At 63.7% G+C, this 24662-nt stretch carries 23 protein-coding genes; 8 read left to right on the forward strand and 15 right to left on the reverse strand.

Annotated elements, in window-relative coordinates:
* Positions 1–28 precede the first annotated feature (28 nt).
* From IFT75_RS17775 to tusD, 5 genes are read right to left on the reverse strand one after another with little or no spacing between them, the layout of a single operon-like run.
* On the reverse strand, positions 29–1045 hold the full coding sequence (locus tag IFT75_RS17775) for a glycosyl transferase family protein (protein ID WP_192055954.1): 1017 nt from the start codon (positions 1043–1045) through the stop codon (positions 29–31).
* Entirely contained in the window at positions 1042–1377 is a 336-nt protein-coding gene (locus tag IFT75_RS17780) for a TusE/DsrC/DsvC family sulfur relay protein (protein ID WP_185793283.1), read from the reverse strand. Before IFT75_RS17780 ends, IFT75_RS17775 begins: the two co-directional genes overlap by 4 nt.
* Positions 1374–1667 carry a sulfurtransferase complex subunit TusB gene (gene tusB, locus IFT75_RS17785; protein ID WP_122477931.1) on the reverse strand — a complete coding sequence of 98 codons (294 nt, stop codon included), beginning with the start codon at positions 1665–1667 and terminating at the stop codon, positions 1374–1376. Before tusB ends, IFT75_RS17780 begins: the two co-directional genes overlap by 4 nt.
* Positions 1667–2026 carry a sulfurtransferase complex subunit TusC gene (tusC, locus tag IFT75_RS17790; RefSeq protein WP_192055956.1) on the reverse strand — a complete coding sequence of 120 codons (360 nt, stop codon included), beginning with the start codon at positions 2024–2026 and terminating at the stop codon, positions 1667–1669. The genes tusB and tusC overlap by 1 nt, the downstream gene beginning before the upstream one ends.
* A gap of 1 nt (position 2027) precedes the next feature.
* Positions 2028–2420, reverse strand: a complete 393-nt coding sequence (gene tusD, locus IFT75_RS17795; protein ID WP_192055958.1) for a sulfurtransferase complex subunit TusD — start codon at positions 2418–2420, stop codon at positions 2028–2030.
* 716 nt (positions 2421–3136) lie between these two features.
* Between tusD and IFT75_RS17800 the strand changes: the two genes are divergently transcribed.
* Positions 3137–3421, forward strand: coding sequence for a hypothetical protein (locus IFT75_RS17800; RefSeq protein WP_192055960.1), 285 nt, complete (start codon positions 3137–3139; stop codon positions 3419–3421).
* Positions 3422–3433: 12 nt separating this feature from the next.
* Here the strand turns inward: IFT75_RS17800 and IFT75_RS17805 are convergent, their stop codons facing one another.
* The gene (locus IFT75_RS17805; protein WP_192055962.1) at positions 3434–4969 is read right to left on the reverse strand and encodes a sensor domain-containing diguanylate cyclase; all 1536 of its coding nucleotides are present in this window, start codon (positions 4967–4969) and stop codon (positions 3434–3436) included.
* A gap of 205 nt (positions 4970–5174) precedes the next feature.
* Here IFT75_RS17805 and IFT75_RS17810 point away from each other — a divergent pair, with 205 nt between their 5' ends.
* The gene (locus IFT75_RS17810) at positions 5175–6134 is read left to right on the forward strand and encodes a 2-hydroxyacid dehydrogenase (RefSeq protein WP_185793288.1); all 960 of its coding nucleotides are present in this window, start codon (positions 5175–5177) and stop codon (positions 6132–6134) included.
* A 124-nt stretch (positions 6135–6258) separates the two neighbouring features.
* On the opposite strand, the gene IFT75_RS17815 is transcribed toward IFT75_RS17810, so the two are convergent.
* Positions 6259–6519: an ogr/Delta-like zinc finger family protein gene (locus tag IFT75_RS17815; RefSeq protein WP_122477941.1), complete on the reverse strand. Its 261-nt coding sequence runs from the start codon at positions 6517–6519 to the stop codon at positions 6259–6261.
* Positions 6520–6821: 302 nt separating this feature from the next.
* On the opposite strand from IFT75_RS17815, the gene IFT75_RS17820 reads away from it, so the two are divergent.
* Entirely contained in the window at positions 6822–7202 is a 381-nt protein-coding gene (locus tag IFT75_RS17820; RefSeq protein ID WP_185793289.1) for a helix-turn-helix domain-containing protein, read from the forward strand.
* Positions 7203–7207: 5 nt separating this feature from the next.
* On the opposite strand, the gene IFT75_RS17825 is transcribed toward IFT75_RS17820, so the two are convergent.
* The 8 genes from IFT75_RS17825 to IFT75_RS17860 all read right to left on the reverse strand — a co-directional run bounded on the left by IFT75_RS17825 (position 7208) and on the right by IFT75_RS17860 (position 16523).
* Positions 7208–7558 (reverse strand): hypothetical protein, encoded by a 351-nt coding sequence (locus IFT75_RS17825; RefSeq protein ID WP_185793290.1) that lies wholly within the window; start codon positions 7556–7558, stop codon positions 7208–7210.
* 195 nt (positions 7559–7753) lie between these two features.
* The gene (locus IFT75_RS17830; protein WP_185793291.1) at positions 7754–9205 is read right to left on the reverse strand and encodes a SulP family inorganic anion transporter; all 1452 of its coding nucleotides are present in this window, start codon (positions 9203–9205) and stop codon (positions 7754–7756) included.
* Between the two features lie 117 nt (positions 9206–9322).
* Positions 9323–10159, reverse strand: coding sequence for an aldo/keto reductase (locus IFT75_RS17835; protein ID WP_185793292.1), 837 nt, complete (start codon positions 10157–10159; stop codon positions 9323–9325).
* A gap of 77 nt (positions 10160–10236) precedes the next feature.
* Positions 10237–11493, reverse strand: coding sequence for a dihydrolipoamide acetyltransferase family protein (locus IFT75_RS17840; RefSeq protein WP_185793293.1), 1257 nt, complete (start codon positions 11491–11493; stop codon positions 10237–10239).
* Positions 11494–12543 (reverse strand): alpha-ketoacid dehydrogenase subunit beta, encoded by a 1050-nt coding sequence (locus tag IFT75_RS17845; RefSeq protein ID WP_122478262.1) that lies wholly within the window; start codon positions 12541–12543, stop codon positions 11494–11496.
* Positions 12544–12553: 10 nt separating this feature from the next.
* Positions 12554–13786 carry a thiamine pyrophosphate-dependent enzyme gene (locus IFT75_RS17850; protein ID WP_185793294.1) on the reverse strand — a complete coding sequence of 411 codons (1233 nt, stop codon included), beginning with the start codon at positions 13784–13786 and terminating at the stop codon, positions 12554–12556.
* A gap of 284 nt (positions 13787–14070) precedes the next feature.
* Positions 14071–15264: an NAD(P)-dependent oxidoreductase gene (locus IFT75_RS17855; RefSeq protein WP_244646886.1), complete on the reverse strand. Its 1194-nt coding sequence runs from the start codon at positions 15262–15264 to the stop codon at positions 14071–14073.
* A 176-nt stretch (positions 15265–15440) separates the two neighbouring features.
* On the reverse strand, positions 15441–16523 hold the full coding sequence (locus IFT75_RS17860) for a glycosyltransferase (protein WP_122477953.1): 1083 nt from the start codon (positions 16521–16523) through the stop codon (positions 15441–15443).
* A gap of 803 nt (positions 16524–17326) precedes the next feature.
* Here IFT75_RS17860 and IFT75_RS17865 point away from each other — a divergent pair.
* From IFT75_RS17865 to IFT75_RS17885, 5 genes are all read left to right on the forward strand, one after another.
* Positions 17327–18874: an MBOAT family O-acyltransferase gene (locus tag IFT75_RS17865; RefSeq protein ID WP_192055964.1), complete on the forward strand. Its 1548-nt coding sequence runs from the start codon at positions 17327–17329 to the stop codon at positions 18872–18874.
* Positions 18875–18912: 38 nt separating this feature from the next.
* Positions 18913–20835, forward strand: a complete 1923-nt coding sequence (locus tag IFT75_RS17870; protein WP_192055965.1) for an HAD-IIIC family phosphatase — start codon at positions 18913–18915, stop codon at positions 20833–20835.
* Positions 20828–21079: an acyl carrier protein gene (locus IFT75_RS17875; RefSeq protein WP_122477958.1), complete on the forward strand. Its 252-nt coding sequence runs from the start codon at positions 20828–20830 to the stop codon at positions 21077–21079. Before IFT75_RS17870 ends, IFT75_RS17875 begins: the two co-directional genes overlap by 8 nt.
* A gap of 3 nt (positions 21080–21082) precedes the next feature.
* Positions 21083–22096 carry a hypothetical protein gene (locus IFT75_RS17880; protein ID WP_185793297.1) on the forward strand — a complete coding sequence of 338 codons (1014 nt, stop codon included), beginning with the start codon at positions 21083–21085 and terminating at the stop codon, positions 22094–22096.
* 132 nt (positions 22097–22228) lie between these two features.
* Positions 22229–24595, forward strand: a complete 2367-nt coding sequence (locus IFT75_RS17885) for an ATP-binding protein (protein WP_192055967.1) — start codon at positions 22229–22231, stop codon at positions 24593–24595.
* The last annotated feature ends 67 nt before the right edge of the window (positions 24596–24662 follow it).

The raw sequence follows: 24662 nt of genomic DNA on the forward strand, positions 1-24662 counted from the left end.
GGCCACAGACCTCCCACAGAGGGCGCTGTCAGCTCTTCTTCGTACACGCCGCCAGGTCGCGTGCCGCCCACAGCGCGCGGGCTTCGTCGAAGGCCTGCTCGCGGGAGCTGCCCAGCCCTCGCAGGGCCAGGGCCATGGTGGAGATCAAGGCCATTTCGCCGTAGCTGTCCTGGCGCTCACCCTGCCAGAACTCAACCAGGTGGCCGACTTCGAGAGTCGGCGGCTTCACGTGGCGCTGGGCGGCCAGGGCAGGCCATTCCTCATCCCAGGGCAGGTGGTCGCCGGTGCCATAGAGATGGCTGGCGCTGTCCGGGTTGATCTCGATTTCGCCACCGTCGCCCTTGACCACGATCGCCGTGTCGCCGAGCAGGCCGCTGGCATCGCGATGCACTGCCTGGTAGCCAGGGTGGAAGATGCTCTGCAGGCCACAGCGTGCCCCGAGCGGGTTGAGAATCCGCGCCAGCGAATGAATGGGCGAGCGCAGGCCCAAGGTGTTGCGCAGGTCGATCATGCGTTGCAGTGGCGCTGCCCAGTCCATCAACGGGGAAAACGCCAGGCCGTGCTGGTCGAGCGCCTGGCCGACGGCATCCCAGTCCCGACACAGCGCGATGTTCAAGGTCCCGAGCAGTTGTTCGCTGTACAGCCGCCCGGCGGTGTGGGCGCCCGCGCCGTGCATGAATATGCGCCGGCCGCTGCCGCCCAAGCATTTCGCAGCCAGCAGGTACCACGGCAAGTGGCGCTTCTTGCCAGCGTAGGTCGGCCAGTCCAGATCGACTGCCAGCGCCGGCGCCTGCAGGCGTTCGCGCAGGGCGAGGGTGAAACCGGCGAGTTCCTCGGCGCTTTCTTCCTTGTGCCGCAGCAGCATCAGGAAGGCACCCAGCTGTGCGTCTTCCACCCGGCCATCGAGCAGCATGCCCATGGCCTCGCGGGCTTCCTCACCGGTGAGGTTGCGTGCGCCGCGCTTACCCTTGCCCAGGGCTCGCACGAATTGGGCGAACGGGTGCTCTTCGGGGGTTTCCAGCATCAGTGCAGGGTAGTCGGTCATATGCAATTGGTCGGTTTGGGCAGGCCCGCCAGCTTGGCAGCGAGTTTGGCAGGAGTGCCATTGAATAGGCGATTGAGGTGCAGACTGTTGCCCTTGTCAGCGCCCAGTTGCTGCGCCACGTACTTGATCAGCGGCCGGGTGGCAGGCGAAAGCTGGTACTGGGCATGGAAGCGGCGCAGCAGCTCGATGATCTGCCAGTGGTCAGGGGTCAGTTGCAGATCCTCGGCGCCGGCCAGCGCCTGGGCGACTTGCGGACTCCAGTCGGCGAGCGACTGCAGGTAGCCGTCCTGATCCAGCGCGATGCTGCGCCCGTCGACGATGAGTGTCGTCATAGCCAGCTATTGACCTTTTCATAGGCCAGCGTCAGCTCGACGAACGCCGGGTAATCGAGCAGTTCGACCCCGGGGTTGTTCGGCAAAGCGCGTGCCTGCGCATCTTCGGCCAGGGCAAAGACGGCGACGCCGGCGCTCGCCAGCGCTGCCCAGGGCTCGCTGCCGGGCGCCAGGGCGTAGACCGCATCGCCGCTGAGCAGAATGGCGTCGTCGTCGCCCAGCAGACGCAGGCAACTGTGCAGGCGCTGGTCGCTGAACGGCGAGTGTGACAATACGTGAAGAGTACTCATTACAAGGTCACCACAAGGTCGAAGCGCGCCAGCAGCTCGCGCAATTGCGCATCTGCAAGTGCCTGCGCGGGCAGGGCCAGCCCCGAGGAGGCCAGGCCACGTCGTGCCAGGCTGGCGCTGCAGACGAACACCTCCTCGACACCGAACAGCGGCAGCGCCTGCAGGTTGGCCGCAAGATTCTTTTGTTGCACGGCATCCGGCGCCTGGTCATCCAGCAGTTGGTAGACACCGTCGTCGAGAAACAGCATGGCCAGCGGCAGGTCGTAGGCACCGCCGGCCAGGGCGATGTCCAGCGCCTCGCGCGCGGCGGGGCCTGCCCAGGGGGCTTGGCGGCTGATGATCAGCATGGACTTGGCCATGTCAATGTCCCCCGAAGCTGACGAGCCGATCGGCCTGCTGGGCGGCTTCGTGCAATTGCCCCAGCCCGGACAGCTGCCAGGGTTGGCTCAGGTTGGCGGCCGGGCGCTGGTAGCGACGTGCTTCTTCTTCGTCGAGCACGCCGCGCCGCAGGGCCGCGGCGATGCACACCACCGCGTCTATCTGATGTTCGACGACGAAAGCGCGCCACTGCGACGCCGTGTCGGTTTCATCCTGCGCGGTGACGATGTTGCTGGAAGCTGTGTGCACGCCGTCCTGGTAGAAGAACACCCGCAGCAGTTGGTGGCCTTGAGCCAAGACCGCTTGGGCGAACAGCAGCGCGCGCCGCGAGGCCGGCGAGTGGGCGGGCGAATAGACAGCGATGGCAAACTTCATGGTCGGCTCTGGTGTGGAACTGTGGCCATGATAAAGGCTGCCTTTGCAAAAAGCCTAGCAAGAAGCGCCGCGCGGGGAATCAGTGCTCGCACATTTCCCGTAGGAGCGGTCAGCGGCCGCGAAAAGGGCGCCGCCGATGGGCTGATACACCTCGGCGCCCGGTTCGCGGCCACGGACCGCTCCTACAGAGGTTGTCCATGGTTGCCAAGGATGCGTTTCCCGTAGGAGCGGTCAGCGGCCGCGAAAAGGGCGCCGCCGATGGGCTGATACACCTCGGCGCCCGGTTCGCGGCCACGGACCGCTCCTACAGAGGTTGTCCATGGTTGCCAAGGATGTGTTTCCCGTAGGAGCGGTCAGCGGCCGCGAAAAGGCGCCGCCGATGGGCTGATGCACCTCGGCCCCCGGTTCGCGGCCACCGATCGCTCCCACAGGAGGCCTGTCGTGGCCGGTGTGACAGCGTGCCGCAGTGCCACCGCGCGCCGCTCTGGGCCGTGCGATTGCGCAGACGAGCGGGCTTGGTTGTCATACATCTGCGCCTCGGTGCGGTTTACAGCGCCCAAGCAGCTGCCTAAAATTCACCCCAAGCGTCGGGGCCTGACCGGTCGACAGCACGCTACCCATAAAAAAAGCCCGTCCAAGACGGGCTTTTTGCGTTTCCAGCGCGCCTTTTTCCAGGCTGCCGCCCACACACCGCCACCCACCGAGGCCTTTTTTCCATGTTGCGCCTGTTTCTGCTGTTGCTGTCCTATTGCTACAAACGTGTCACCACCAGCCTGGCCTCCATGCGCGATCAGCGCATCGAAAACGCCTACTCGACCTATGAAGAAGCCGAGGAGGGTGGCCGTTGGTCGTGGTTGACGCTGCTGACCATCGCTGTGCTCAGCTTCTATATCCTCGGCAGCCTGGGCTTTTACGCCAAGGTGCATATCTGGGACGCGCTGTCCGAAGATCAGAAAAGCATGGTCATCGAGTCCATGGCCGCCAACCAGCAGATGCTCTGAAGCGGCCTTGCGCTAGACCACCAGCGGTTGCAGCGGATAGACCCGGTTGCGGCCCGAGCTCTTGGCCCGGTAAAGCGCCTGATCCGCCGCTTCCACCAGGCTCTGCGCGCGTACGTCCGGGTCGCTGTTGCGCCATACGTGAACACCGGCGCTGATGGTTACCATTCCCAGGTCGCTGCCCGCATGGGCAATCGCCAGCGCGCGCACCGCCAGCAGTACCTTCTCGGCGACCTGCCAGGCACCGGCCTCGTCACTCTCGGGCAGCAGCACCAGAATTTCCTCGCCGCCGTAGCGCACCACCAGGTCTCCCGAACGGCCCACACAGCTCAGCACCGCCTGGCCCACGGCCTTGATGCACTCATCCCCTGCGGGATGTCCATACAGGTCGTTGAAGCGCTTGAAATGGTCGATGTCGAGCATGATCACGCCCAGCGGCCGGGCGTTGCGTCGCGCCCGACCGATCTCGTCGGGCAGCGCCGCGTCCAGCTGGCGGCGGTTGGCCAGGCCAGTCAAGCCGTCCTGCATCGCCAGCTTCTGCAGCGCGGCGTGGGCATTGCGCAGTTCCGCCTCGGTGCGCAGGCCATGGCGAATCTGCCGGATCAGTGTCATCGCGCACAGACCCAAGGCTATCCCGACCACCAGCACGAAGACTGCCGAACGCAGCAGGTTCTCGTACCAGTTGGCCAGCAGTGACGCCTTGGATTCGGCGGTTTCCAGCACCAGCGGGTAATTGCGCAGCGCCTGGTAGCTGTACATCCGCTCGACATCGTCCACCAGCGAGCGCTGCATCAGCGTGCCATGGCTAGATTGCGGCAACATCTCGCTGAAGATCCTGCCCTTGGCCATGCTGCTGCCGATCACGTTCTCATCGAACGGGCGGCGCAGCAAAATGGTGCCGTCGTTGAGCAGCAGGGCGATGACCCCGCGCTCGTCCAGGTCGAAGCCGGCGTAGAACTGGTTGAAATATTCCACTTTCAAGGTAGCCAGCACCACGCCGGCAAACTTGCCGTCGGCACTGCTCAGGCGCCTGGAGACAGGAATCACCAAGGCGTTGGTGGAACGACTGCGAATGACCGGCCCGACATGCACCCCGGGGTCGGGATTGTCCTGGTGAAAGCGGAAGTATTCTCGGTCGGCGTTATTGATGCCTGGCGGATCCGCGAGATTGGAGCTGGCCACCCAGCGCCCTTGGCTGTCATAGATGAACAGCCCCTGCAACTGCTCCATCGAGCGCGTCCAGCCCTGCATCAGGTTGCGCAGACGCTGCACTTCGGCAGGCGCCGTGCCGTCGACCTGGATGCGCTCGATCAGGCCCAGCAGTACCGTGTCCGATTGCTTGATGGTGTCTTCGGCATGCTGGGCCAGCGAGCGGGCCAGGTTGGACGTGGTGATCTCGCTGACATGCATGGCCTGCGCGCGCGCGGTGAGGGTCTGCCATACATCCAGCACGATCAGCGAGACGACCACCAGCGCCACGAAGAGGATAGCCATGCGCTGGGCCGAACTGTCGGACTTCAGGGCGGGTCGATACTGTGCGTCGTCTGGCATCAGGGGCTTCTTGATCGGCAGGTAGGTGCAGTCTAGTGGGTTACGCTCAGCATACAACCGCTGTCTGCGATGCAGGCCTGTGTGGTTGTAATCACATTGGAGCAGGTTGTACGATGACCTTGGTCGTCCATCATACGGGCTGCGTGGCGTCGTTGCGCCACGCCTGGCTTCCATAACAATTTCAACGATGCAAACAGGAGGTTTCATGACACAGCCATCGACCCGCGACGTTCCCGTCTTGATCATTGGCGCGCTGCTGCCCAGCCTGCAGGAGGCCGTGGAAACCCACTTCGACGCGACCCGCTTTTGGGAACTGCCCGATCAGGACGCCTGGCTGGCGCAGCACGGCGAGCGAATCAAGGCGATCGTCACCTCGGGTGCCCTGGGCGCCAGCAGCGAAGTGATCGCCCGCCTGCCCAAGCTCGAGGCCATCTTCAGCTTCGGTGTCGGCTACGATTCGATCGCCGTCGATGCCGCCCGTGACCGCGGCATCGTGGTCACCAACACCCCGGCGGTGCTGGATGATTGCGTCGCCGATACGGCCATGGCCCTGACCCTGGATGTGATGCGCCGCTACAGCGAGGCCGACCGCTTCGTGCGCGCGGGCAAGTGGACCCAAGGCAAGTTTCCGCTCGCCAGCAAGATCGGCGGCAAGAAGATCGGCATCGTCGGCCTGGGCAATATCGGCGAGTCCATCGCCAAGCGCGCTGCGGCGTTTGACATGCAGGTGCTTTACCACAATCGCAAACCCAAGGCCGGTGTCGCCTACCAGTATTACGCCGACCTGGATACGATGATCGCCGACTGTGACGTGCTGGTGCTGGCGGTGCCCGGTGGCAAGTCCACCGAAGGCCTGATCGATGCCAAGCGCATCGGCCTGTTGGGCAGCAAGGGGTTCCTGGTCAATATCGCCCGCGGCAGCGTGGTCGACCAACCGGCGCTGATCGAGGCGCTGCGCGAGGGTCGGATTGCAGGCGCCGGCCTGGATGTCTATGAAGACGAGCCCAATGTGCCCCAGGCGCTCATCGACCTGCACAACGTCGTCCTGCTGCCACACCTGGCCAGCGGCACTCACGAGACACGCCAGGCCATGGGCGACCTGGTGTGGAGCAATATTCAGGGTTATTTTCACGACGAGCGCAAAGTGCTGACGCCGGTAGGCTGATACACATCCGAAAGCTGCCCGCGCAACGCGGGCATGCCGATGGTTGCTTGTTTGCTTGTTTGCTTGTTTGCTTGTTGGCACCGGCGCCGGCCGCCCTGATCGGGTGCCCGGCGCAGGCAGACGGTCAGGCGGCGCCAGCCGTCTCGGCCGGTTTGCTTGCCGCGCGACGCAGGGCGATGGGCGCGCTGGGCAAATGAATATCAGGGTTCGCCACCCCGCTGGGCGACAACTCATGGGTCATCTCGAACTCCGCCCGCACCGACCAGCCACAGATCTCGTTCGTACACTGCAGGTATGCCACGCGCAGGAACACATGGGTGCCCTCGCTGGTGCGGATGCGCATTCTGTTCTTGCAGTGAGGGCAAACCATCTTGTAAGTGCTCATTCTTCAAACCTTATGACCCGCGCCGTGCTCGTACCACTGAGACACCGGGATCAACTACAAAATTTTAAGTAAGTCTTCCTTGAGTGAACTGCTGGCGCTACCTGCGTCTTGCCTTTGCACAACGGGCGGCTAAATACATTGAGTCTAAGTAGCCACGCCATGTAGGAAATTTCGTTATGATGTATGTAAGTTGTAGGGCTGCATCTTCGATATCCTTGATTTATGAACTAGGGTTAATATTAATATGCAATTCGAATAAATTAATATACTCAAATTGAGTGGGTCAAGCGGAAGTTCCCAACGTGTGTACCTCTGAAACAACCGAAGTGCTGAATCGGCTCAAGCATCTGTTGGCGGCTTCCAACGACGCAGCGCTGGCCAAGGCCCTGAGCATCAGCCCGCAAACCCTGGCCAGCTGGCGCGCTCGCTGCAGCATTCCGTACGCGTTGTGCATGGAGCTGGCGCGCACCGACGGCATTTCTCTCGACTGGTTGCTGTTGGGCCGCGGTGCCATGCTGCTCGAACCGCAGACCCTGCTCGCCGACGATGCGGTGGTTGCGGTGCTGGCCACCCTGCAAGGGCTGTGTGCCCAGGACCTGGAACATGTGCACCAGGTTGCGCTCGAGCGCAAACGGCTGCGTGAGCTGGAACGGGAAGTTGCCAGCCTGCGGCGCCCGAACTGACGGGCTCAGGAACCTCTGAAACGGCGCAGAATGTCCTCGATGTCCAGCCGCCGAACCCAGTCTCGCAACTTCACGCTCAGCGGAATCACCAGCAGTGCGCAGCCGAAAGCGGCAATGCCCCCGGTAAGTTGCGGTACCTGATCGTGCACCATTGGCGCGAAGAGCAGACCGACGCCGGCCGACAGCAGCAGGTTGGTCAATTTGCGCGTGCAGCTCGCGCCTTGTTGTCGGCTGATCACCAGGCAGGCGCCCAGTGCCGCGCCCAGCAGGTTATCGAAGACTGGCCAGGAAGCTGACGCAGCCAGTGCCAGGCCCGATGCCGCGGCGGCGCCAGCGACCAGGGTGTCCTGATTCATGACGCGTCTCCCGGGGCCGGTGACCCGTCGCAATGGCACGATCCGTATTGTTCAAGCACTTGGCACCTCGCCTCGGGTCTGGAGCCGCAACCAGCGGCACTGGACCCATCCTCGCCCGGCGACTCTCAAGGCTCAAGGATCGAGCCTTGTAGGAAAGCCGGACAGAGGTACCCCGCTTGAACGGCGCAGATGAACTCAGCCGATGGTCACGGCGGCGTGAGCCTTTTCCAGCAGGCGCTGGTTGCGCGAGGACAGCTGGCGCAGCTGGAGCTGCTTGCCGAACTTGCTGTAGCGGGCGGCGAGATTCTCCATGGTGGCGATGGCCGAATGATCCACCAGGTGCAGATGACGGCAGTCGATGTAGACCTGGTCCGGGTCGTTCTGCGGATCGAACAGTGCCTGGAAATGCGTGGTCGAGGCGAAGAACAATGTGCCGTGCGGGGTGTAGACGCGTGCCTCGTCGCTGTCGTGGACATCGCTGCGCATGTCGCGCGAGTGCTGCCAGGCGAAGGCCAGCGCCGCGATCAGGATGCCGCACAGCACGGCAGTGGCGAGGTCGGTGAACACGGTGATGATGGTCACCGCAATGATCACCACGGCATCGTTGGCGGGCACCTTGCCCAGCACCCTCACCGAACCCCAGGCAAAGGTCTGCTGCGCGACCACGAACATCACCCCGGCCAGGGCGGCCAGCGGGATGCGCTCGATCAGCGGTGACAGGAACAGAATGAACAGCAGGATCATCACCCCGCTGACGATCCCGGACAGCCGCCCGCGGCCCCCGGAACTCAGGTTGATCACGGTCTGCCCGATCATCGCGCACCCTCCCATGCCGCCGAACAGGCCCGAAGTGATGTTGGCCACGCCCAGCGCCACGCATTCGCGGTTGGGCTGGCCACGGGTCTCGGTGATCTCGTCGGTGAGGTTGAAGGTCAGCAAGGTTTCCAGCAATCCGACCATGGCCATCAGCAGGGCATAGGGAGCAATGATTTTCAGCGTCGCCAGGTCCAGCGGGATGCTGGGCCACTCGAAGCTGGGCAGGCCGCCGGCGATGGTCGCCATGTCGGCCAGGGTGCGCGTGGGCAGGTGCAGCCATTGCACCAGCAGACTGACGCCGATGATCGCCACCAGCGCGCCGGGTACGGCCTTGGTCAGGCGCGGCAGCAGGTAGACCACGGCCATGGTCAGCACCACCAGCCCGGTCATGATGCCCAGCTCACCGAACGGCAGCCATTGGCCGTCGTGGGTCTTGAAGTGTTCGAGCTGCGACATCGCAATGACGATCGCCAGCCCGTTGACGAAGCCCAGCATGACGGGGTGAGGCACCATGCGCACCAGCTTGCCGAGCCGCAGCACGCCGAAAATCGCCATGATCAGGCCGCTGAGCACGACGGTGGCCAACAGGTATTGCACGCCGTGCTGTACCACCAGCGCCACGATGACCACGGCCATCGACCCGGCAGCACCGGAAATCATCGCCGGTCGGCCGCCCAGCAACGCGGTGAGAGTACAGATGATGAAGGCGCCATATAAACCCATCAATGGGTTGACCTGGGCCACCAGGGCAAAGGCGATGCACTCGGGCACCAGCGCGAACGAGGACGTCAGGCCAGCCAGTACGTTACGGCGAATATCGGTCAAGGACATGCAATACCTATCAGCACAAACACCCCGCGGCTTGGCAGCCGTGGGGTGTGTCTAGCGTTGTTTTGGGAGACGATCAGTTTAACAGGTGTTGCGGGGTGTGTCTGTTGAGCGCCCGTGTCACGCGCCCATGTCGAAGGTGTCGGGGTTGGGGCCAAGCCGCCCGGTCTGCGGGATGTGGGCGATGGCCTGCATGTCCTGCTCGTCGAGCACGAAATCGAACACGTCGAGGTTCTGCGCAATGCGCTCCGGGTTGCTCGAGCGCGGAATGACCACGTGCTGGTTCTGGACATGCCAGCGCAGGATCACCTGGGCGGCGCTTTTGCCATGCTTCTCGGCGATCTGCGACAGCACCGGCTGGGAGAGCAGGGCGCCGCCCTGGCCCAGTGGGCTCCACGACTCGGTCACGATGTTCAGGCCCTTGCAGAATTCGACCAACTCGATCTGGGCGAAATCGGGGTGCAGTTCGATCTGGTTGACCGACGGCGTCACCCCGGTATCGGCAATGATGTGTTGCAGGTGCTCTGGATGAAAGTTGGACACGCCGATAGAGCGCACGCGGCCTTCTTCCTGGAGCCGTACGAAAGCTTTCCAGGTGTCGCGGTAGGCGGCCTTCTTGGGCAGCGCCCAGTGGATGAGGTACAGGTCGAGCTGCTCCAGGCCCAGCTTGGCCATGCTCGCGTCGAACGCGCGCAGGGTGCTGTCGTAGCCCTGGTCGGTGTTCCACAGTTTGGTGGTGATGAAGATCTCGTCGCGCGCCAGTCCGCTTTCGGCCACGGCGCGGCCGACGCCGGCCTCGTTGCCGTAGATCATGGCGGTGTCGATGTGGCGGTAGCCGGCCTTGAGGGCGGCCACGCTCGACGCGTAGGCCTGATCGTCATCGAGCTGCCAGACGCCCAGACCCAGTTGTGGAATCTGCACGCCGTCGTTGAGGGTGATCAGTGGTGCATGTGGCATGGGAGGTTGCTCCTGATAGCGGTGAGTCGATGGGGATGTCGACCCGCCGCTACCCGGCATAGTTCACGCCAGCAGCGCTAGACGAAGAGCATCGCCGGCTGCTCCAGCAGGCGCTTGACCGCCTGGATGAAGCGCGCCGCGTCCATGCCGTCGACCACACGGTGATCGAAGGAGCTGGAGAGGTTCATCATCTGTCGGATCGCGATCTGGCCATTGACCACCATGGGCCGTTCCACCACGCGGTTGACGCCGACGATGGCCACTTCAGGCCGGTTGATCACGGGTGTCGAGGCGATGCCGCCCAGGGCACCCAGGCTGGTCAGGGTGATGGTCGAGCCGGACAGCTCGTTGCGCGCCGCCTTGCCACTGCGCGCGGCATGGGCCAGGCGGTTGATTTCCCCTGCCGTGAACCACAGGTCGGCAGCTTCGGCATGGCGCAGTACCGGCACCATCAAACCGTTGTCGCTTTGCGTGGCGATGCCCATGTGCACGGCACCGTGGCGAGTGATGACCTGCTGTTGATCGTCGTAGTGCGCGTTGATCTGCGGGAACTCGCGCAACGCCACGACCAATGCCCGGATCAACAGCGGCAGCAGGGTCAGCTTGCCGCGGCTCTCACCGAACTGCGCGTTGAGGTCGGCGCGCAGCGACAGCAGCGCAGTAACGTCGATCTCCTCGACATAGCTGAAATGCGCCACCTGCCGCGTGGCTTCCTGCATGCGCTGGGCGATCTTGCGGCGCAGGCCGATGACGGGGATGCGTTCCTCGTCGATTCGCGGCGTGCCGGTTGTCGCCTGTGGCACGGTGCGGCTGCCACTCAGGAATGCGTCCAGGTCTGCATGCCGAATGCGCCCGGCAGGGCCGGTGCCGCGCAGGCCGGCCAGGTCGATGCCTTCGTCGCGCGCGCGCTGGCGCACGGCCGGCGAGGCCAAAGGCCGCGAGGTCGCTTCGGCGGTGGGCTTGTTGCAAGCGGCCCTGGCCATCGGTACGGGGTTCGTCGGCGCGCTGGCTGGTACAGGCGCAACCGCCACTTCGGCGTCGTCGCTTGCGTCCACGGCTACCGGGGTCTGGGCCTCGTGATGATTGCCGGTGCCCTGGACCTCGATGCGGATCAACTCGGCCCCTACCGCCATGACTTCACCCGGCACGCCCCCAAGGGCGACCACGGTGCCGGCCACCGAGCTGGGAATTTCCACGGTCGCCTTGTCGGTCATCACATCGGCCAATACCTGGTCTTCACTGACGGTGTCGCCGACCTTGACGAACCATTCCACCAGCTCGACCTGGGCGATGCCTTCGCCGATGTCCGGCATACGGATTACATGCGTGCCCATTCAGACCTCCATCACACGTTGCAAGGCAGCGCCGACACGCGCAGGGCCTGGGAAATAGGCCCATTCCTGGGCGTGCGGGTACGGCGTGTCCCAGCCGGTGACGCGTTCGATGGGCGCCTCCAGGTGGTGGAAGCAATGCTCCTGCACCAGCGCCACCAGCTCGGCGCCGAAGCCGCAGGTGCGGGTGGCTTCGTGGACCACCACGCAGCGTCCGGTTTTCTGCACCGAAGCGACGATGGTGTCCAGGTCCAGCGGCCACAGGCTGCGCAGGTCGATCACTTCGGCGTCGATCCCGGTCTCCTCGGCGGCGGTGACCGCCACGTAGACGGTGGTGCCGTAGGTCAGCACCGTGACTTCGCTGCCCGGCCGCACGATGGCGGCGCTGTCCAGTGGCACGCTGTAGTAGCCCTCGGGTACCGCGCTGGCGGCGTGCTTGGACCACGGCGTCACGGGCCGGTCGTGATGACCGTCGAAGGGGCCGTTGTAGAGCCGCTTGGGCTCCAGGAAAATCACCGGATCGTCGTTCTCGATCGCGGCGATCAGCAGCCCTTTGGCGTCGTAGGGGTTGGAGGGCATGACGGTGCGCAGACCGCAGACCTGGGTGAAGATCGCTTCCGGGCTCTGGCTGTGCGTCTGGCCGCCGTAGATGCCGCCGCCGCAGGGCATGCGTACGGTCATCGGCGCGCTGAACTGCCCGGCCGAGCGAAAGCGCAGGCGCGCGGCCTCCGATGCCAGTTGGTCGTAGGCGGGGTAGACGTAGTCGGCGAACTGGATCTCGGCCACCGGGCGCAGGCCATAGGCGCCCATGCCGACCGCGATGCCGACGATGCCACTCTCGGAAATCGGCGTGTCGAACACCCGCGAGCGCCCGTACTTGGCTTGCAGCCCTTCGGTGCAGCGGAACACCCCGCCGAAATAGCCGATGTCCTGGCCGAAGGCGACCACGTTGGGGTCGCGCTCGAGCATGACGTCCATGGCCGACCGGATGGCCTGGACCATGCTCATGATGGCCGTGCTGTTTGCTTTCTCGACCGGTGTTTCTGTAGGCATGTTCATGATGTCAGGCTCCCATCTGCTGACGTTGCCGACGCAGATGCTCGGGCATGTCCTTGTACACGTCTTCGAAAATGGTCGCGGCGCTTGCGACCCGACCACTGACCAGCGTGCCGAATTGTTCGGCCGCCTTCAGCGCGGCAATGACCTGTGCCTCGATCTCGCTTTCCAGCGCGGCGTGGCGCTCTTCGCTCCAGACACCGGTAACGATCAAATGCTGCTTGAGGCGGGCGATCGGATCACCCAGCGGAAAGTGCTGGCCATCGTCGGCAGGGCGGTATTTGGAAGGATCGTCTGAGGTGGAGTGGGGGCCGGAGCGGTAGGTGACCCATTCGATCAAGGTCGGCCCGTGGTTGCGTCGGGCGCGCTCTGCGGCCCAGCGCGAGGCGGCGAACACCGCGAGGAAATCGTTGCCGTCCACCCGCAGCGAGGCTATGCCACAGCCCACGCCGCGCCCGGCGAAGGTCGTGGCTTCACCGCCAGCGATACCCTGGAACGACGAGATCGCCCACTGGTTGTTGACCACGTTGAGAATGACCGGCGCGCGGTAGACGTGGGCGAACGTCAAGGCGGTATGGAAGTCGGCCTCGGCGGTGGAACCGTCGCCGATCCACGCCGACGCGATGCGCGTGTCGCCCTGGATGGCCGAGGCCATGGCCCAACCTACCGCCTGGACGAACTGGGTGGCCAGGTTGCCGGATATGCTGAAGAAACCTTCGTTTTTGTACGAGTACATGACCGGCAACTGGCGACCCTTGAGCGGGTCTTTCTCGTTGGAGAACAGCTGGCAGATCATGTCCACCAGCGGCAGCTTGCGCGCCATCAGGATGCTCTGCTGGCGGTAGGTGGGAAAGCACATGTCGTCGGCGCGCAGTGCCAGCGCATGGGCGCTGCCAATGGCTTCTTCACCCAGGCTCTGTATATAGAAAGACATTTTCTTCTGGCGCTGGGCGGTCACCATCCGTGTGTCGTAGATGCGCGTGGTGAGCATGGCGCGCAGGCCGTCGTGCAGCACCTGTTCGGGAATGTCTTCGGCCCACGGCCCCTGCGCCTGGCCGTCCTCGCCGAGCACTCGCACCAGGCTTGCGGCCAGGTCGGCGGTGGCTTGCGGGTCGACATCGACGGCGGGCTTGCGCACAGCGCCCGCGGCGCTCAGCTGCAGATAGGAGAAGTCGGTCTTGCAGCCGGGACGGCCGCTGGGTTCAGGCACATGCAGCCTGAGGGGAAGATAGTCGTTCACGTCGTCACTACCCTTGATCTTGTTGTTGTGGGTGCAGCGTTGGGGTTGAGTCTAGTCGGCGTTTGCCGACCGCTCGCAATGCAGGCCCCTTGAAACCAATGCTACGGCGCGGCGCAGGCAAAATCATGCCGAAAACGGTAAACGGCGTCAGCGCAATTGCATGAATCATGCGCTTATGAGCCGCTTTCGCGATGATTCATGCCGAGTCAGCAGTGGTGTTTCGGCAGGCCCGGAAACGCAAAAACCCGCCGAGGCGGGTTCTTGTGGTTGCAGCGGGCTGCGTGTCAGGCCAGGACGGCTTCGGCGCCGGTGAACAGCGGCTGTGCAGCAGAGCGGCCGGTGACCAGGGACAGGTCCTCGACCAGGATGCGTGTACCCCTGCGTTGTTGCAGAACGATGTCCAGCGCGCGGCTGGGCTGCAGCTCGACGTCGTCGAAGGTGATCATCTGGCCCGGCTCGACGGCGCGCTTCATGACCGCGTGGCTCATCAGGCCGATCGGTACGTGATCCTCGTGACGATCGATGATCACGCTCTCGCCGCGCAGCTGGAACCCGCCGATGCCGCGGCTGATCAGCTCGCCCGCCGGCATGGCATGCTTGGCGATGGCGGCGACGCCAACGGTGGGGTTGGTCGAGTTGTTCAGCAGGATGCCACCGCCATTGAGTACGCGGCGCAGTGTCTTGCCGACCTCCAGCGAACACAGGTGGAAAGGGCGCAGCAGGGCGTAGTAGGGGCCCGCACCCAGCTTGAGGTATTGCAGCGCCTGGCTTTGCACGCGGTCATGGCGACCGACCAGGAACACACCGCCGGCAGCGTAGCCGCTGGGAATCACGTAGTCGACGATCGACTGGCCCAGGCTGTCGGCAAGGGCGCCCAGTATGGCCGAGCTCTCGTCGAGGTTGGTCGAAGGCAGGCCTTCCATGCCCTGGCGGGTGATGGTCGCGCCGAAACCGTTGGCCACCAGCGCCTGTTCGATCTGCACCTTGGTGCCGTCGGTGAATGAGGTGGTCTGCTCGATGCTGATGCCCTGACGCGACGACCAGTAGGCCATGTCCTCGTGACTGGGGTTGTGGTTGAGGTAACCCTTCATGTTGCCGTACACCAGCGGTTCGAAGCCCATCATGATGGCCTCTTCACGCAGGGCTGCCAGCGAGCCGGGCTGATCGCCCTCGGCTTCGGTGATGAAACCCTTGCCTGCCAGGTACGAACCGGTCGTCACCTGCAGCTCGGCGTTGACGGTGATGACCCGCAGACCGGCACTGAAAGCGCGCTCGATGACCACGGTGCCGTGGCACACATCGCCGCTGCATTCGATGATCAGGTCGCTATGGTCGATCAAGTCGTCGAGCGAGTTGGTGAGTACGCCGTCCAACGGAAAATTCGCCAGCTCACGCACCGGGCGACGGGTCAGGACCCGCGTCACCTGTACGTCCTTGTAATGTTTGGCCAGAAGCAGAACCAGCGCGCGTGCAATCATGCCGGTACCGCTAACACCGATTCTGGTAACAGTCGTTTTGTCCATGGGGCGCACTCTCGAAAAGTTGAACAGCAGGAAACAGCTAGGCACAGCAGGCCGTCCGCGATCCTTGGTCAGGGACGGCGCCTGGGGTGTGCAGGTCCATCAGGGCAAAGCAAAATCCGGGTAAAACGTCATCAGCGCAGCGGGAACGTCGAACTCATGCCCAGCTTCGAGTTCTCGCCGTCATGAATGGCCCGCTGCAGCAGCGCCAGGCGATCCTGGGCGTTGCGGCGACGAGCGAAGTAAGTCAGCAGCGAATTGAAAATCTTGCGGTTCAGGCGGTACATCAGCGGTGATGCCAGCCACACGTGCTTGTCGAACCAGGCCTGGTTGCGCGCCGAGTAGTAGGCGCGAAAATCCGAGTTGCCCAGCAGGAACGATTCATAGATGTTGCGAGTGTTGGCCTTGTTGTTCCAGGAATCCTCCAGCTCGTCGATGACCGCATCGGTGAGCAGATAGAGGTGCCCGCCGTTGGCAGTGATACGCCGGGTGTATTCGGTGTCGTCCACGTACAGGACCAACTCGCGGCGCGGCACGCCGATGCTTTCGTACAGGCTGCGATGGCCGAGCATGCCGCCATAAGGCGCGAAGGGCAGGCTGAGCATGGCCGCCGGTTTGCTGCGACGCTTGCCCCAGGGGCGACGGCGCCACAGTTTGTAAGGGATCTGCGCAACGTGGAAACCGAAGTAGCTCGAAGGCCGCTGCGTGGCGAAACGCAGTGGCACGCCCTGGGCGATGTCCTCCTGCTGGCCGGGGCGGAAGCCCAGCACGGCGACCTGGCTGCTGCCGTGCACGCCTTCCAGGCGTTTGAGCTCTGCGTGCAGCAGTTCGACCGCGGCCGGCGTTGGCGTGTTGTCGTCGTCCATCATCCAGATGTACTCGGCGCCATTGGCCAGCGCGGCTTCGATGCCCACTGCGTAACCGTTGGCCGAGCCGCTGTTTTCCGCCAGCTGTATGACCCGCACGCGTCCCGGCCAGCGCTCGGCGAGCTGGTCCACCGGGGCGGTTGCAGCGTTGCTGACGATCAGCACTTCGTCGATTTCTGCAAAGCTCAAGGCATCGCCGACCAATTGCTCGAGGTAACCCAGGCGATCGCCGTAGGTCACGGTAACGATGGTCGTCCCCTCTTTGGGGCTTTTTTCCGCACCCGAGAACACTTCCAGGTAGGAGTAGCCATCAATGAGGATTGTCGAGTGTTGTTGCCGAGTATCGACCATGTGGATGCCTTCGCTTGAAAAGAGGAGGGGGTTTGCACCGCCCGTTGGTTAATGCTTTTTTCCGCGTGCTGCAGCGGAGCGCATTGAAACGAGTTTCAAGCGAGGCGAAAACTCTGCATGTTCTGTACTTGTGCTCGACATTTCTGTGCCCCATTCCATTTCGAGTTCAACTCTGTCAATCCGGATTCGTCAATCTGAATCCGTCAATCAGAAGTTAAAGCTACCGCCGGTCCATGCAACGCAGTGGGCGTGGTGTTTCATTTATTTGAATGGCGCTTTCACCGGAACCGGCTAGACGCTCTTCTTGCCTTCGGAAAGTCTCTGGAACGAGGTTTCATGGGCGTTGAAGCGAATTTAAGGTGGTGCTGGCATGTAAGTCAATGCAGCGAATCATGATTTTTGACAAAAATTTTACATTTGCCTTGTGTTTCGCGTAAGTCATTGATTTATATAGTAGTCAATGTTCTGTCGTGGCCATCTGTCAAGAATCCGTGCGCCAAATCAGGCGCGTCAAAAAACTAATTGGCTGTATTTCAACGGCTTTAACAGGGCGGCTTGCGATAAGAACTATCTTCTTATTGGAAGACTTGCGCAGCGCATAAGTTTGCGACATTCTTCTTTCCGTTCGTCAGGGGCACTGAACTTTCTTCGTGCCCCGTTAAAAGTACCGTTTTCCTACTGCCCCGTTTCATGAATCTGCCACCGGCCGGACATGTGCGTGGGGCGTCTGGCCGTGTGCGCATCTGGACGACCGTTTGTTCCGAAAGACTTTTCAATGTCGCGCCACGTGTGGGGTATTACCGATGTTGTTCAACTCGATGGTCTTCATCGCCGGGTTTCTGCCGGTGGTCTTGCTGGGGTTCTTTCTGCTTGCCGGAACGGGACGCCAGCGCCTGGCTGCCATATGGCTGACCTTGGCTTCACTGGTGTTCTACGGCTGGTGGAACCCCGCCAACGTCCCTTTGCTGCTGGGCAGCATCGCCTTCAACTATGTACTGGCCGGGCAACTACTGCGTACGCGTTCCAAAGCACTGTTGATCATGGGTGTCAGCGCCAACCTGGCGTTGTTGCTGTATTTCAAATACACCGGTTTTCTGTTCGGCAACATCAACCAAGCGTTTGGTCTGGGCTGGACACTGCAGAACATCACTCTGCCGCTGGCCATCTCGTTCTTCACCTTCCAGCAGATGGCCTACCTGGTCGACACCCATGACGGCGAAGTGGTTGAACATGACTTCGTCAACTACTGCCTGTTCATCACGTTCTTTCCGCATCTCATTGCCGGCCCCATCACTCACCACCGGGAAATGCTCGAGCAGTTTCGCCGTGGCGACAACTTCCGTCCGCAGCTGGTCAACCTGTCCATTGGCGCCAGTATCTTTCTGATGGGCCTGTTCAAGAAAGTCATCATGGCCGACCCCATGGGCGAGAAGGCCGCTCCGGTATTCGCCATGGCGGCAGACGGAACCGTACCCGCCCTGCACGAGGCCTGGATTGGAGCGTTGAGCTACACCCTGCAGATCTACTTCGACTTTTCCGGTTACACCGACATGGCCATCGGCCTGGGGCTGCTGTTCGGCATCAGCCTGCCGGCCAACTTCAACAGCCCGTTCAAGGCACGCAATGTCATCGACTACTGGTCGCGCTGGCACATGACCCTGACCCGCTTTCTCACCAGCTACATCTACAACCCGATCGTGCTGCGCATCGCCCGTCGACGCATGGCGGCAGGATTGCCGATGCCCAAGCGCGGCAAGATGAGCGTGGGTACGTTCTGCATGGTGGTGGCCTATCCGACCGTGCTGACCATGTTCATTTCCGGCGTGTGGCACGGCGCGGGCTGGCAGTTCGTGGCGTTTGGCCTGGTGCACGGCTTCTACCTGGTGGTGGCGCACGGTTGGCGCGCCTGGAAGGCCCGCCGGGGCTGGGCCGTGGACAGTGATCGCTGGATGCACCGGATACCGGCCGTGCTGCTGACCTTCACCTGCGTGGTGGTGGCCATGGTGTTCTTCCGCGCGCCGACCCTGGCCAGTGCCCTGGCGGTACTGGGCGGCATGCTCGGCTTGAGCGAACTGCCGGCACAACTGGCGGCCAACCACCTGCGCAGTCTGATCATGATCGCCGCCTTGCTGGCGTTCGTCTGGACGCTGCCGAACATCCAGCAATGGATGGGCCATTTGCGCACCGCCCTCAACGCCAAGCCGGAGCTTCACTGGTTGCAGCGCCGAGTGCCGGCCAGTGCCTGGCAACCCAGCGCCACCGTTGGCGTGGGGATCGGCGTGCTGGGCTTCTTCGCGCTGGCCACGGCGTTCTCGGTTGCCCCCAGCGAATTCCTTTACTTCCAGTTCTGATCAATCGCCCCGTTCTGATCAATCACAAGGTGCCGACCATGGAACAGTTAGCCTGGCTTGCCCAACACCCCGACCTGGGTGCGGCGATTTCCCACGCCAAGTCGCTGAGCGATCCTCTGGCGCGTCTGTATGAAACGGCGAGGCTGGCCGCCTACCGTCGCGATTTCACCCAGACGCTGCGCCTGGATCGCCTTGCGCAGCAGGGCATCGAGCTGCTCGTTGGTGAAGGTGAACAAAGCGTACCGGGCTTCACCGCGTTGCGCATGGCCGTGCTGGCGTCGCATACCGTGGACCATTTGCTGCCGGGTATCCGCGTCGCCGCGTTGCAGCGTCAGGTCGGCGTGTCGGTGTACCTGGCGCCCTATGGCCAGTATCGCCAGGCGTTGCTCGGTGATGATCCCGCGCTGAAGGCTTTTGCCCCGCAGGTCATTCTGCTCGCCCTCGACGCCATGGATTCGCCACCCAGTTGCGCCCTGCATGCCAGTGCCGAAGAGGCCGAAAACGCCGTGCAGGCGCGGGTTGAAGAACTGCGCCTGCTCTGGCGCCAGGCCCGTGCGCGCTACGCTGCGCAGGTCATCCAGCAAACCCTGGTGCCCGCGGCCCCGGCGCTGTTCGGTCACTTCGACGCGCTGGTGCCAGGTTCGCCGCGCGCCTTGCTCGAACGGCTGAACAACGAGATCCGTCGTGCCGCCCGCGAAGACGGCGTGTTGCTCCTGGACCTGGCCTGGAGTGCGGCCGGCGGCCAGTACGGCGACGGCCTGGCCGACCCGGTCCGCTGGCATCAGGCCAAGCAACTGGTGAGTCCGATCTGGGCACCGTTGTACGGCGACCAACTGGCGCGCATCGCTGCCGCAGTGGTGGGTCGCTCGCGCAAGTGCCTGGTGCTGGACCTGGACAACACCCTGTGGGGCGGCGTGGTGGGTGACGACGGCGTCGACGGCCTGTACCTGGGGCAGGGCAGTGCCACTGGTGAAGCCTTCCTCGCTTTCCAGCAGTACGCGGCGCAGCTGGCGCGCCGCGGTGTGATCCTGGCGGTGTGCAGCAAGAACGACATGCAGATAGCCGAGGCGGCGTTCGATCATCGGGAAATGGCGTTGAAGCGCAGCGACATCGCCGCCTTCGTGGCCAACTGGGAAGACAAGGCGAGCAACCTGCGACGCATCGCCGAGCAATTGAACATCGGCTTGGACAGCCTGGTGTTCGTCGACGACAACCCTGCCGAGCGCGACATCGTGCGCCGCGAATTGCCCCAGGTGGCGGTGCCGGAGCTGCCCGATGACGTCGCCGACTACCCGGCACGGGTGGCTGCCGCGGGTTACTTCGAGGCCATTGCCTTCACTGCCGACGACAGCGCCCGTGTCCAGATCTACCGGGCCAATGGTGAACGCCAGGCGGCGCTGGGTCAGGCCACTGACATGGCCGGTTACCTCAAGGGCCTGGAAATGGTCATGCAGGCGCGGCCCATAGGCACTGCGGAACTGGCGCGGGCGACGCAGCTGATCAACAAGACCAATCAGTTCAACCTCAGCACGCGGCGCTACAGCGAGGTGCAGGTGCAACAGCTGGCAGACACCCCCGGCGCGGTCGCCTTGAGCCTGCGCCTGACCGACAAGTTCGGCGACAACGGCCTGATCAGCGTGGTGCTGGCGCGCCCCGACACCACTTGTGCCGACGACGAGCTGTTCATCGACACCTGGCTGATGAGCTGCCGTGTGCTGGGCCGCCAGGCCGAACAGGCGGCCCTGCAGGTACTTGTCCAACACGCCGCTACCGCCGGCTACAGCGCGTTGATCGGCGAATACCGCCCCAGCGAGCGCAATGCGATGGTCGCCGAACATTATCCGCAGCTGGGCTTCGTCCATGCGCCGAACCCCGATGCCAGTTCGCCGGCCACGTTGTGGCGTTACCCACTGACCGCGTCTTCCACGTTCAACCATCACATCGAGATCCGCCATGACTGAAACCACTACCGTGTTGCACGAACTGACCGACCTGTTCCGTGACCTGTTCGACGACGAAGGCCTGGTGCTGAGCAGCGACACCACGGCCGATCAGGTCGAGGGCTGGGACAGCCAGATGCACGTGATGCTGATCGTCGCCGCCGAGCAGCGCTTCGGCATCAAGTTCCGCACCGCGGAGCTGGAGTCGTTGCGCAACGTCGGCCAATTCACCCAGTTGATCGAAAGCAAACTTTCCGGGAGTTGACCGATGCAAACGACCGCACAGCCACACGCATCGCCGCCTGCGGGCGCCGCCATGGGCCCCGCCTACCTGATCTGGATGGGTGTCGGGCTGTTCGGCAGTCTGGCGCTTTTCGCCGGCTTGATTCTGGGGCTGCGCGCCACCGGCAACCTGCCGCCGCCGGCGTTTTCCAACAGCCTGTGTGCGGACGAAAAGCTCTCGTTCATGCGTGAGCACCCGGCGCAGGCGCCGAACCTGCTGGTGGTGGGTTCGTCGGTCGCGTGGCGGCACTTTGACGGCCAGACGGTCGCCGACAAGGCCCCTGGGGTGCGGCCACTCAATGGTGCGTTCTGCGGACTGCGCGCCAACCAGGCGGTGTACGTCGCCAACTGGCTGCTCGACCGCGAAACCACCGTCGAGCAAGTGCTGATGATCGTCGACCCACTGGACTTCGCGGGTTGCAGCACGGTTGCCGCGGCCGTGTTCGACCGCCGCGACGCCGACGCCTATGTGTACGGACAGGGCTCGGCCTGGCTGCCCTACATGCGCTACTTCACCCCCGGCTCGCTGCTGCGCAACGCACGCACGGTCAAGGCCCAGCGCGCCGGGCAGGTCGAGTTCGACCCGTTGGTGTTCAACCGTTACGGCGACGGCCCGCTGGACACCCGCAATTCTCGCGCGCTGCTGTACGGCCAGCCCGACGCGCTCGACCCGACCTGCTTCGCCGCGCTCGACAGCCTGGCCCAGCGTCTCAAGCGCGAAGGGCGGCCATTGACCGTGGTGGCGACTCCGCTGCATCCGCAGTGGAAGGCCGAACACGACGGCGACGGTCGCCTGCTGGCCGCGTTCGACAGTGCGCTGCGCCAGACCCTGGATCGCAGTGGCGCGCAGTTGTGGAACGCCGATACCGAATACCAGGTCGGCGAGACCGCTTTCGTCGATGCCATTCACTTGCGCTGGAGCGCGGCTCAGGCGCTGTCCGTCGACCTTGCGGCGCGCTTGGCGCCGGTTGCCGAGGTGGCGGTGGTGCAACGCCAATAGCCGTCGCCACGGGCTGTTGGGAGGGGAGCTTCGACGCTGAAAATAACCGTTCACATACCCCCGAAACGTTAAAAACCTGTCATGTCTCGGCCCTGCTAGTCTGCCCGTACGCACCCCACGGACAGCTGCACCATGAAGCCTTGGGCCGTTCCCCTGATCGCGCTGTGCTACAGCGCTTCGCTCGACGCTCGAACGCTGGCGTTGACCGAGGCCGAGCGCGGCTGGATCCGTGACCACCCGGTGGTGGAGTATGCGGTGGATCCCTACTGGCCCATCGAGTACGTGGAAAATGGCCAGCATCAGGGGCTGACCCGTGACTACATCGATCATATCCAGCGCAGCACCGGCCTGCGTCTGGTCCGCGTGCCCAGTCCCGACTGGCAGTCAACGCAGCAGAGCCTGGCCAGCGGCCGACTGATGCTGGCTTCGGCAGTGTCCGAGCGTTTGCTCGACGCACAGCCACGCAGCCAGTTGTTGTTGAGCCAGCCGTATTTCTTTGGCGCGACGGTGGCGATCACCCGCGCCGGCAAGCCCATGCTGTTCACTGCCGGCCGCCTGGCAGGGCAGACCGTGGCGGTGAAAGGCGGTGGTGGCTATGAACACTACCTTCGCCAGCACCATCCCGACGTTCGCCTGCTGTTGCTCGGTGATGCCGAACAGGCCCTGGCCGCGGTGGCCGAACAACGCGCGGACGTGGCAATCGGTCTCGACGCCGTGCTGCAACCGGTGTTGCGCCGCAAATATTCCGGTCGCCTGCACCTGGCCGGCGTGGTGGCCGACATGCCGGTGGTGCTGGCCATGGGCGTGACACCCAGCGAGCCGCTGTTGCGCGCCATCGTCGACAAGGCGCTGGACAGCCTCACCTCCAAGGCCACCGATGACATCTATGACCGTTGGTTGGCGCAGACCGATTTCGGCGCACCCACCTGGCAGACCCTGGCGCAGTATTACTGGCTGGAAATCGTCGTGGGACTTGGGCTGTTGCTGCTGCTCGCCACCCTGGCCCGCCGCGCTCGCGTGGCGCAACGCCGCGCGCAACGCAGCGAACGGCGCATGGCGCGCTTTTTGGCCATGCTCGGCCACGAGATTCGCACGCCGATGAATGCGGTGCTGTCGGCCATCGAACTGTTGTCCCGCAGCCATCTGGGTGCCCGTGAACAACAGTGGGTTGGCCTGGCCAACGATTCGGCCGTGAATCTGCTGGAGCTGCTCGACGACATTCTGGAGATCACGCGCCTGGACGCCGGCGCGGTACGTCTGCACCTGCAGCCCACCGACCTGGCCGCGTTGGGCCGCAGCGTCGCCGAGCTGTACCGCCTGGAAGCCGAGCGTAAAGGCCTGCGCCTGGATTACCGCGCGCTGGGGTTCGATCACACGCTGCTCGGAGTCGATCGCCTGCGCGTGCGGCAGATTCTCACCAACCTGCTCTCCAATGCGGTCAAGTTCACCCACCATGGCCAGGTCACCCTGGCCCTCGAATGCCGCCCCACGGCCAGTGGCGCAGGCGGGTGGCTGGAGATCCGCGTCAGCGACAGTGGTGTCGGCATCGCGCCGGATCGCCACAACGCTGTGTTCGAAGCATTCACCCAGGCCAATGGCAGCACGACCGAGCGCTACGGGGGCAGCGGCTTGGGTCTGGCCATCTGCCGCGAGCTGATCCAGCTCATGGGTGGCAGCATCGCCCTGCGCAGCGAAGTGGGCTGCGGCACCGTAATTAGCTGCCGGTTGCCGGTGACGCTGCAAGCGCTGTCGCCGACACTGTCAACGGCGCTGCCTGCCGCTTCGGTGGACACGTTGGTGGCGCTGCGCAAGACGGTACTGGTGGTCGAAGACCATGTGCTCAATCAACGCGTCATCGCCCAGCAACTGGAATTGCTGGGCTACCGCTGCGAAGTGGTCGGGAGTGGTACGCAGGCCCTGGGCACCCTCAGTGCGCATGACGATTTGGGTCTGGTATTGCTGGATTGCCAGCTGCCGGACCTCGATGGCTACGCCCTGGCCCGCAAGATCCGGCAGATACCCGGCGGCTACGGGCACGTTCCCATCGTCGCCATTTCCGCCGCCAGTTATCCCGAGCACGTGCAGCGCTGCTATGCCAGCGGCATGAACGATGTGTTGCTCAAGCCCTTGCAGCTGTCGGAGCTGGCACGGGTCTGCGGCCAATTCCTGCGGGTCGCCGAGCGATCGGTGGCGCCGCTTGCGCCAGCACTAGATGCAGCGACCCGGCGAACGCTCGAGCAGCTTCTGGTAACGACCTGTCGAGACGATTTGCGCGAGCTGACCCAGGCCTTGCAGGAGCAGCGTCTGCAGGCGGCCATCGGCCTGGCCCATCGCATGGAGGGGGCCGCGCGCATGGCGGGCGCGCTGATGCTGGCCGATGCCGCAGAGCACCTGCAGCAGCGCCTGGAGGCGTGGCCGCTGCCGCGCGAAGCCTGGCAGCACGGGGTGGATGAGGTCTACCGGGCACTGGATGACATCGACAAGCTGCCATCGCGCTGAGCTTATATCCGGACATAAAGTGCGAAGATTGATTCTACAGACCTATAAGTGCTAATATATGCTCTGT

It is taken from the genome of Pseudomonas sp. CFBP 8758, from assembly GCF_014841725.1.
Lineage (GTDB): Bacteria > Pseudomonadota > Gammaproteobacteria > Pseudomonadales > Pseudomonadaceae > Aquipseudomonas > Aquipseudomonas baltica.

Excerpts from the sequence above, each read along its gene's own strand:
- IFT75_RS17880 (WP_185793297.1), top strand. The coding sequence starts at position 21,083 with ATGCAAACGACCGCACAGCCACACGCATCGCCGCCTGCGGGCGCCGCC.
- IFT75_RS17775 (WP_192055954.1), bottom strand. The coding sequence starts at position 1,045 with ATGACCGACTACCCTGCACTGATGCTGGAAACCCCCGAAGAGCACCCG.
- IFT75_RS17860 (WP_122477953.1), bottom strand. The coding sequence starts at position 16,523 with ATGGTCGATACTCGGCAACAACACTCGACAATCCTCATTGATGGCTAC.
- IFT75_RS17825 (WP_185793290.1), bottom strand. The coding sequence starts at position 7,558 with ATGAATCAGGACACCCTGGTCGCTGGCGCCGCCGCGGCATCGGGCCTG.
- IFT75_RS17840 (WP_185793293.1), bottom strand. The coding sequence starts at position 11,493 with ATGGGCACGCATGTAATCCGTATGCCGGACATCGGCGAAGGCATCGCC.
- IFT75_RS17845 (WP_122478262.1), bottom strand. The coding sequence starts at position 12,543 with ATGCCTACAGAAACACCGGTCGAGAAAGCAAACAGCACGGCCATCATG.
- IFT75_RS17805 (WP_192055962.1), bottom strand. The coding sequence starts at position 4,969 with ATGCCAGACGACGCACAGTATCGACCCGCCCTGAAGTCCGACAGTTCG.
- IFT75_RS17855 (WP_244646886.1), bottom strand. The coding sequence starts at position 15,264 with ATGATTGCACGCGCGCTGGTTCTGCTTCTGGCCAAACATTACAAGGAC.
- tusC (WP_192055956.1), bottom strand. The coding sequence starts at position 2,026 with ATGGCCAAGTCCATGCTGATCATCAGCCGCCAAGCCCCCTGGGCAGGC.
- tusB (WP_122477931.1), bottom strand. The coding sequence starts at position 1,667 with ATGAGTACTCTTCACGTATTGTCACACTCGCCGTTCAGCGACCAGCGC.
- IFT75_RS17830 (WP_185793291.1), bottom strand. The coding sequence starts at position 9,205 with ATGTCCTTGACCGATATTCGCCGTAACGTACTGGCTGGCCTGACGTCC.
- IFT75_RS17870 (WP_192055965.1), top strand. The coding sequence starts at position 18,913 with ATGGAACAGTTAGCCTGGCTTGCCCAACACCCCGACCTGGGTGCGGCG.
- IFT75_RS17875 (WP_122477958.1), top strand. The coding sequence starts at position 20,828 with ATGACTGAAACCACTACCGTGTTGCACGAACTGACCGACCTGTTCCGT.
- IFT75_RS17885 (WP_192055967.1), top strand. The coding sequence starts at position 22,229 with ATGAAGCCTTGGGCCGTTCCCCTGATCGCGCTGTGCTACAGCGCTTCG.
- IFT75_RS17865 (WP_192055964.1), top strand. The coding sequence starts at position 17,327 with ATGTTGTTCAACTCGATGGTCTTCATCGCCGGGTTTCTGCCGGTGGTC.
- IFT75_RS17835 (WP_185793292.1), bottom strand. The coding sequence starts at position 10,159 with ATGCCACATGCACCACTGATCACCCTCAACGACGGCGTGCAGATTCCA.
- IFT75_RS17810 (WP_185793288.1), top strand. The coding sequence starts at position 5,175 with ATGACACAGCCATCGACCCGCGACGTTCCCGTCTTGATCATTGGCGCG.
- IFT75_RS17780 (WP_185793283.1), bottom strand. The coding sequence starts at position 1,377 with ATGACGACACTCATCGTCGACGGGCGCAGCATCGCGCTGGATCAGGAC.
- IFT75_RS17815 (WP_122477941.1), bottom strand. The coding sequence starts at position 6,519 with ATGAGCACTTACAAGATGGTTTGCCCTCACTGCAAGAACAGAATGCGC.
- IFT75_RS17800 (WP_192055960.1), top strand. The coding sequence starts at position 3,137 with ATGTTGCGCCTGTTTCTGCTGTTGCTGTCCTATTGCTACAAACGTGTC.
- tusD (WP_192055958.1), bottom strand. The coding sequence starts at position 2,420 with ATGAAGTTTGCCATCGCTGTCTATTCGCCCGCCCACTCGCCGGCCTCG.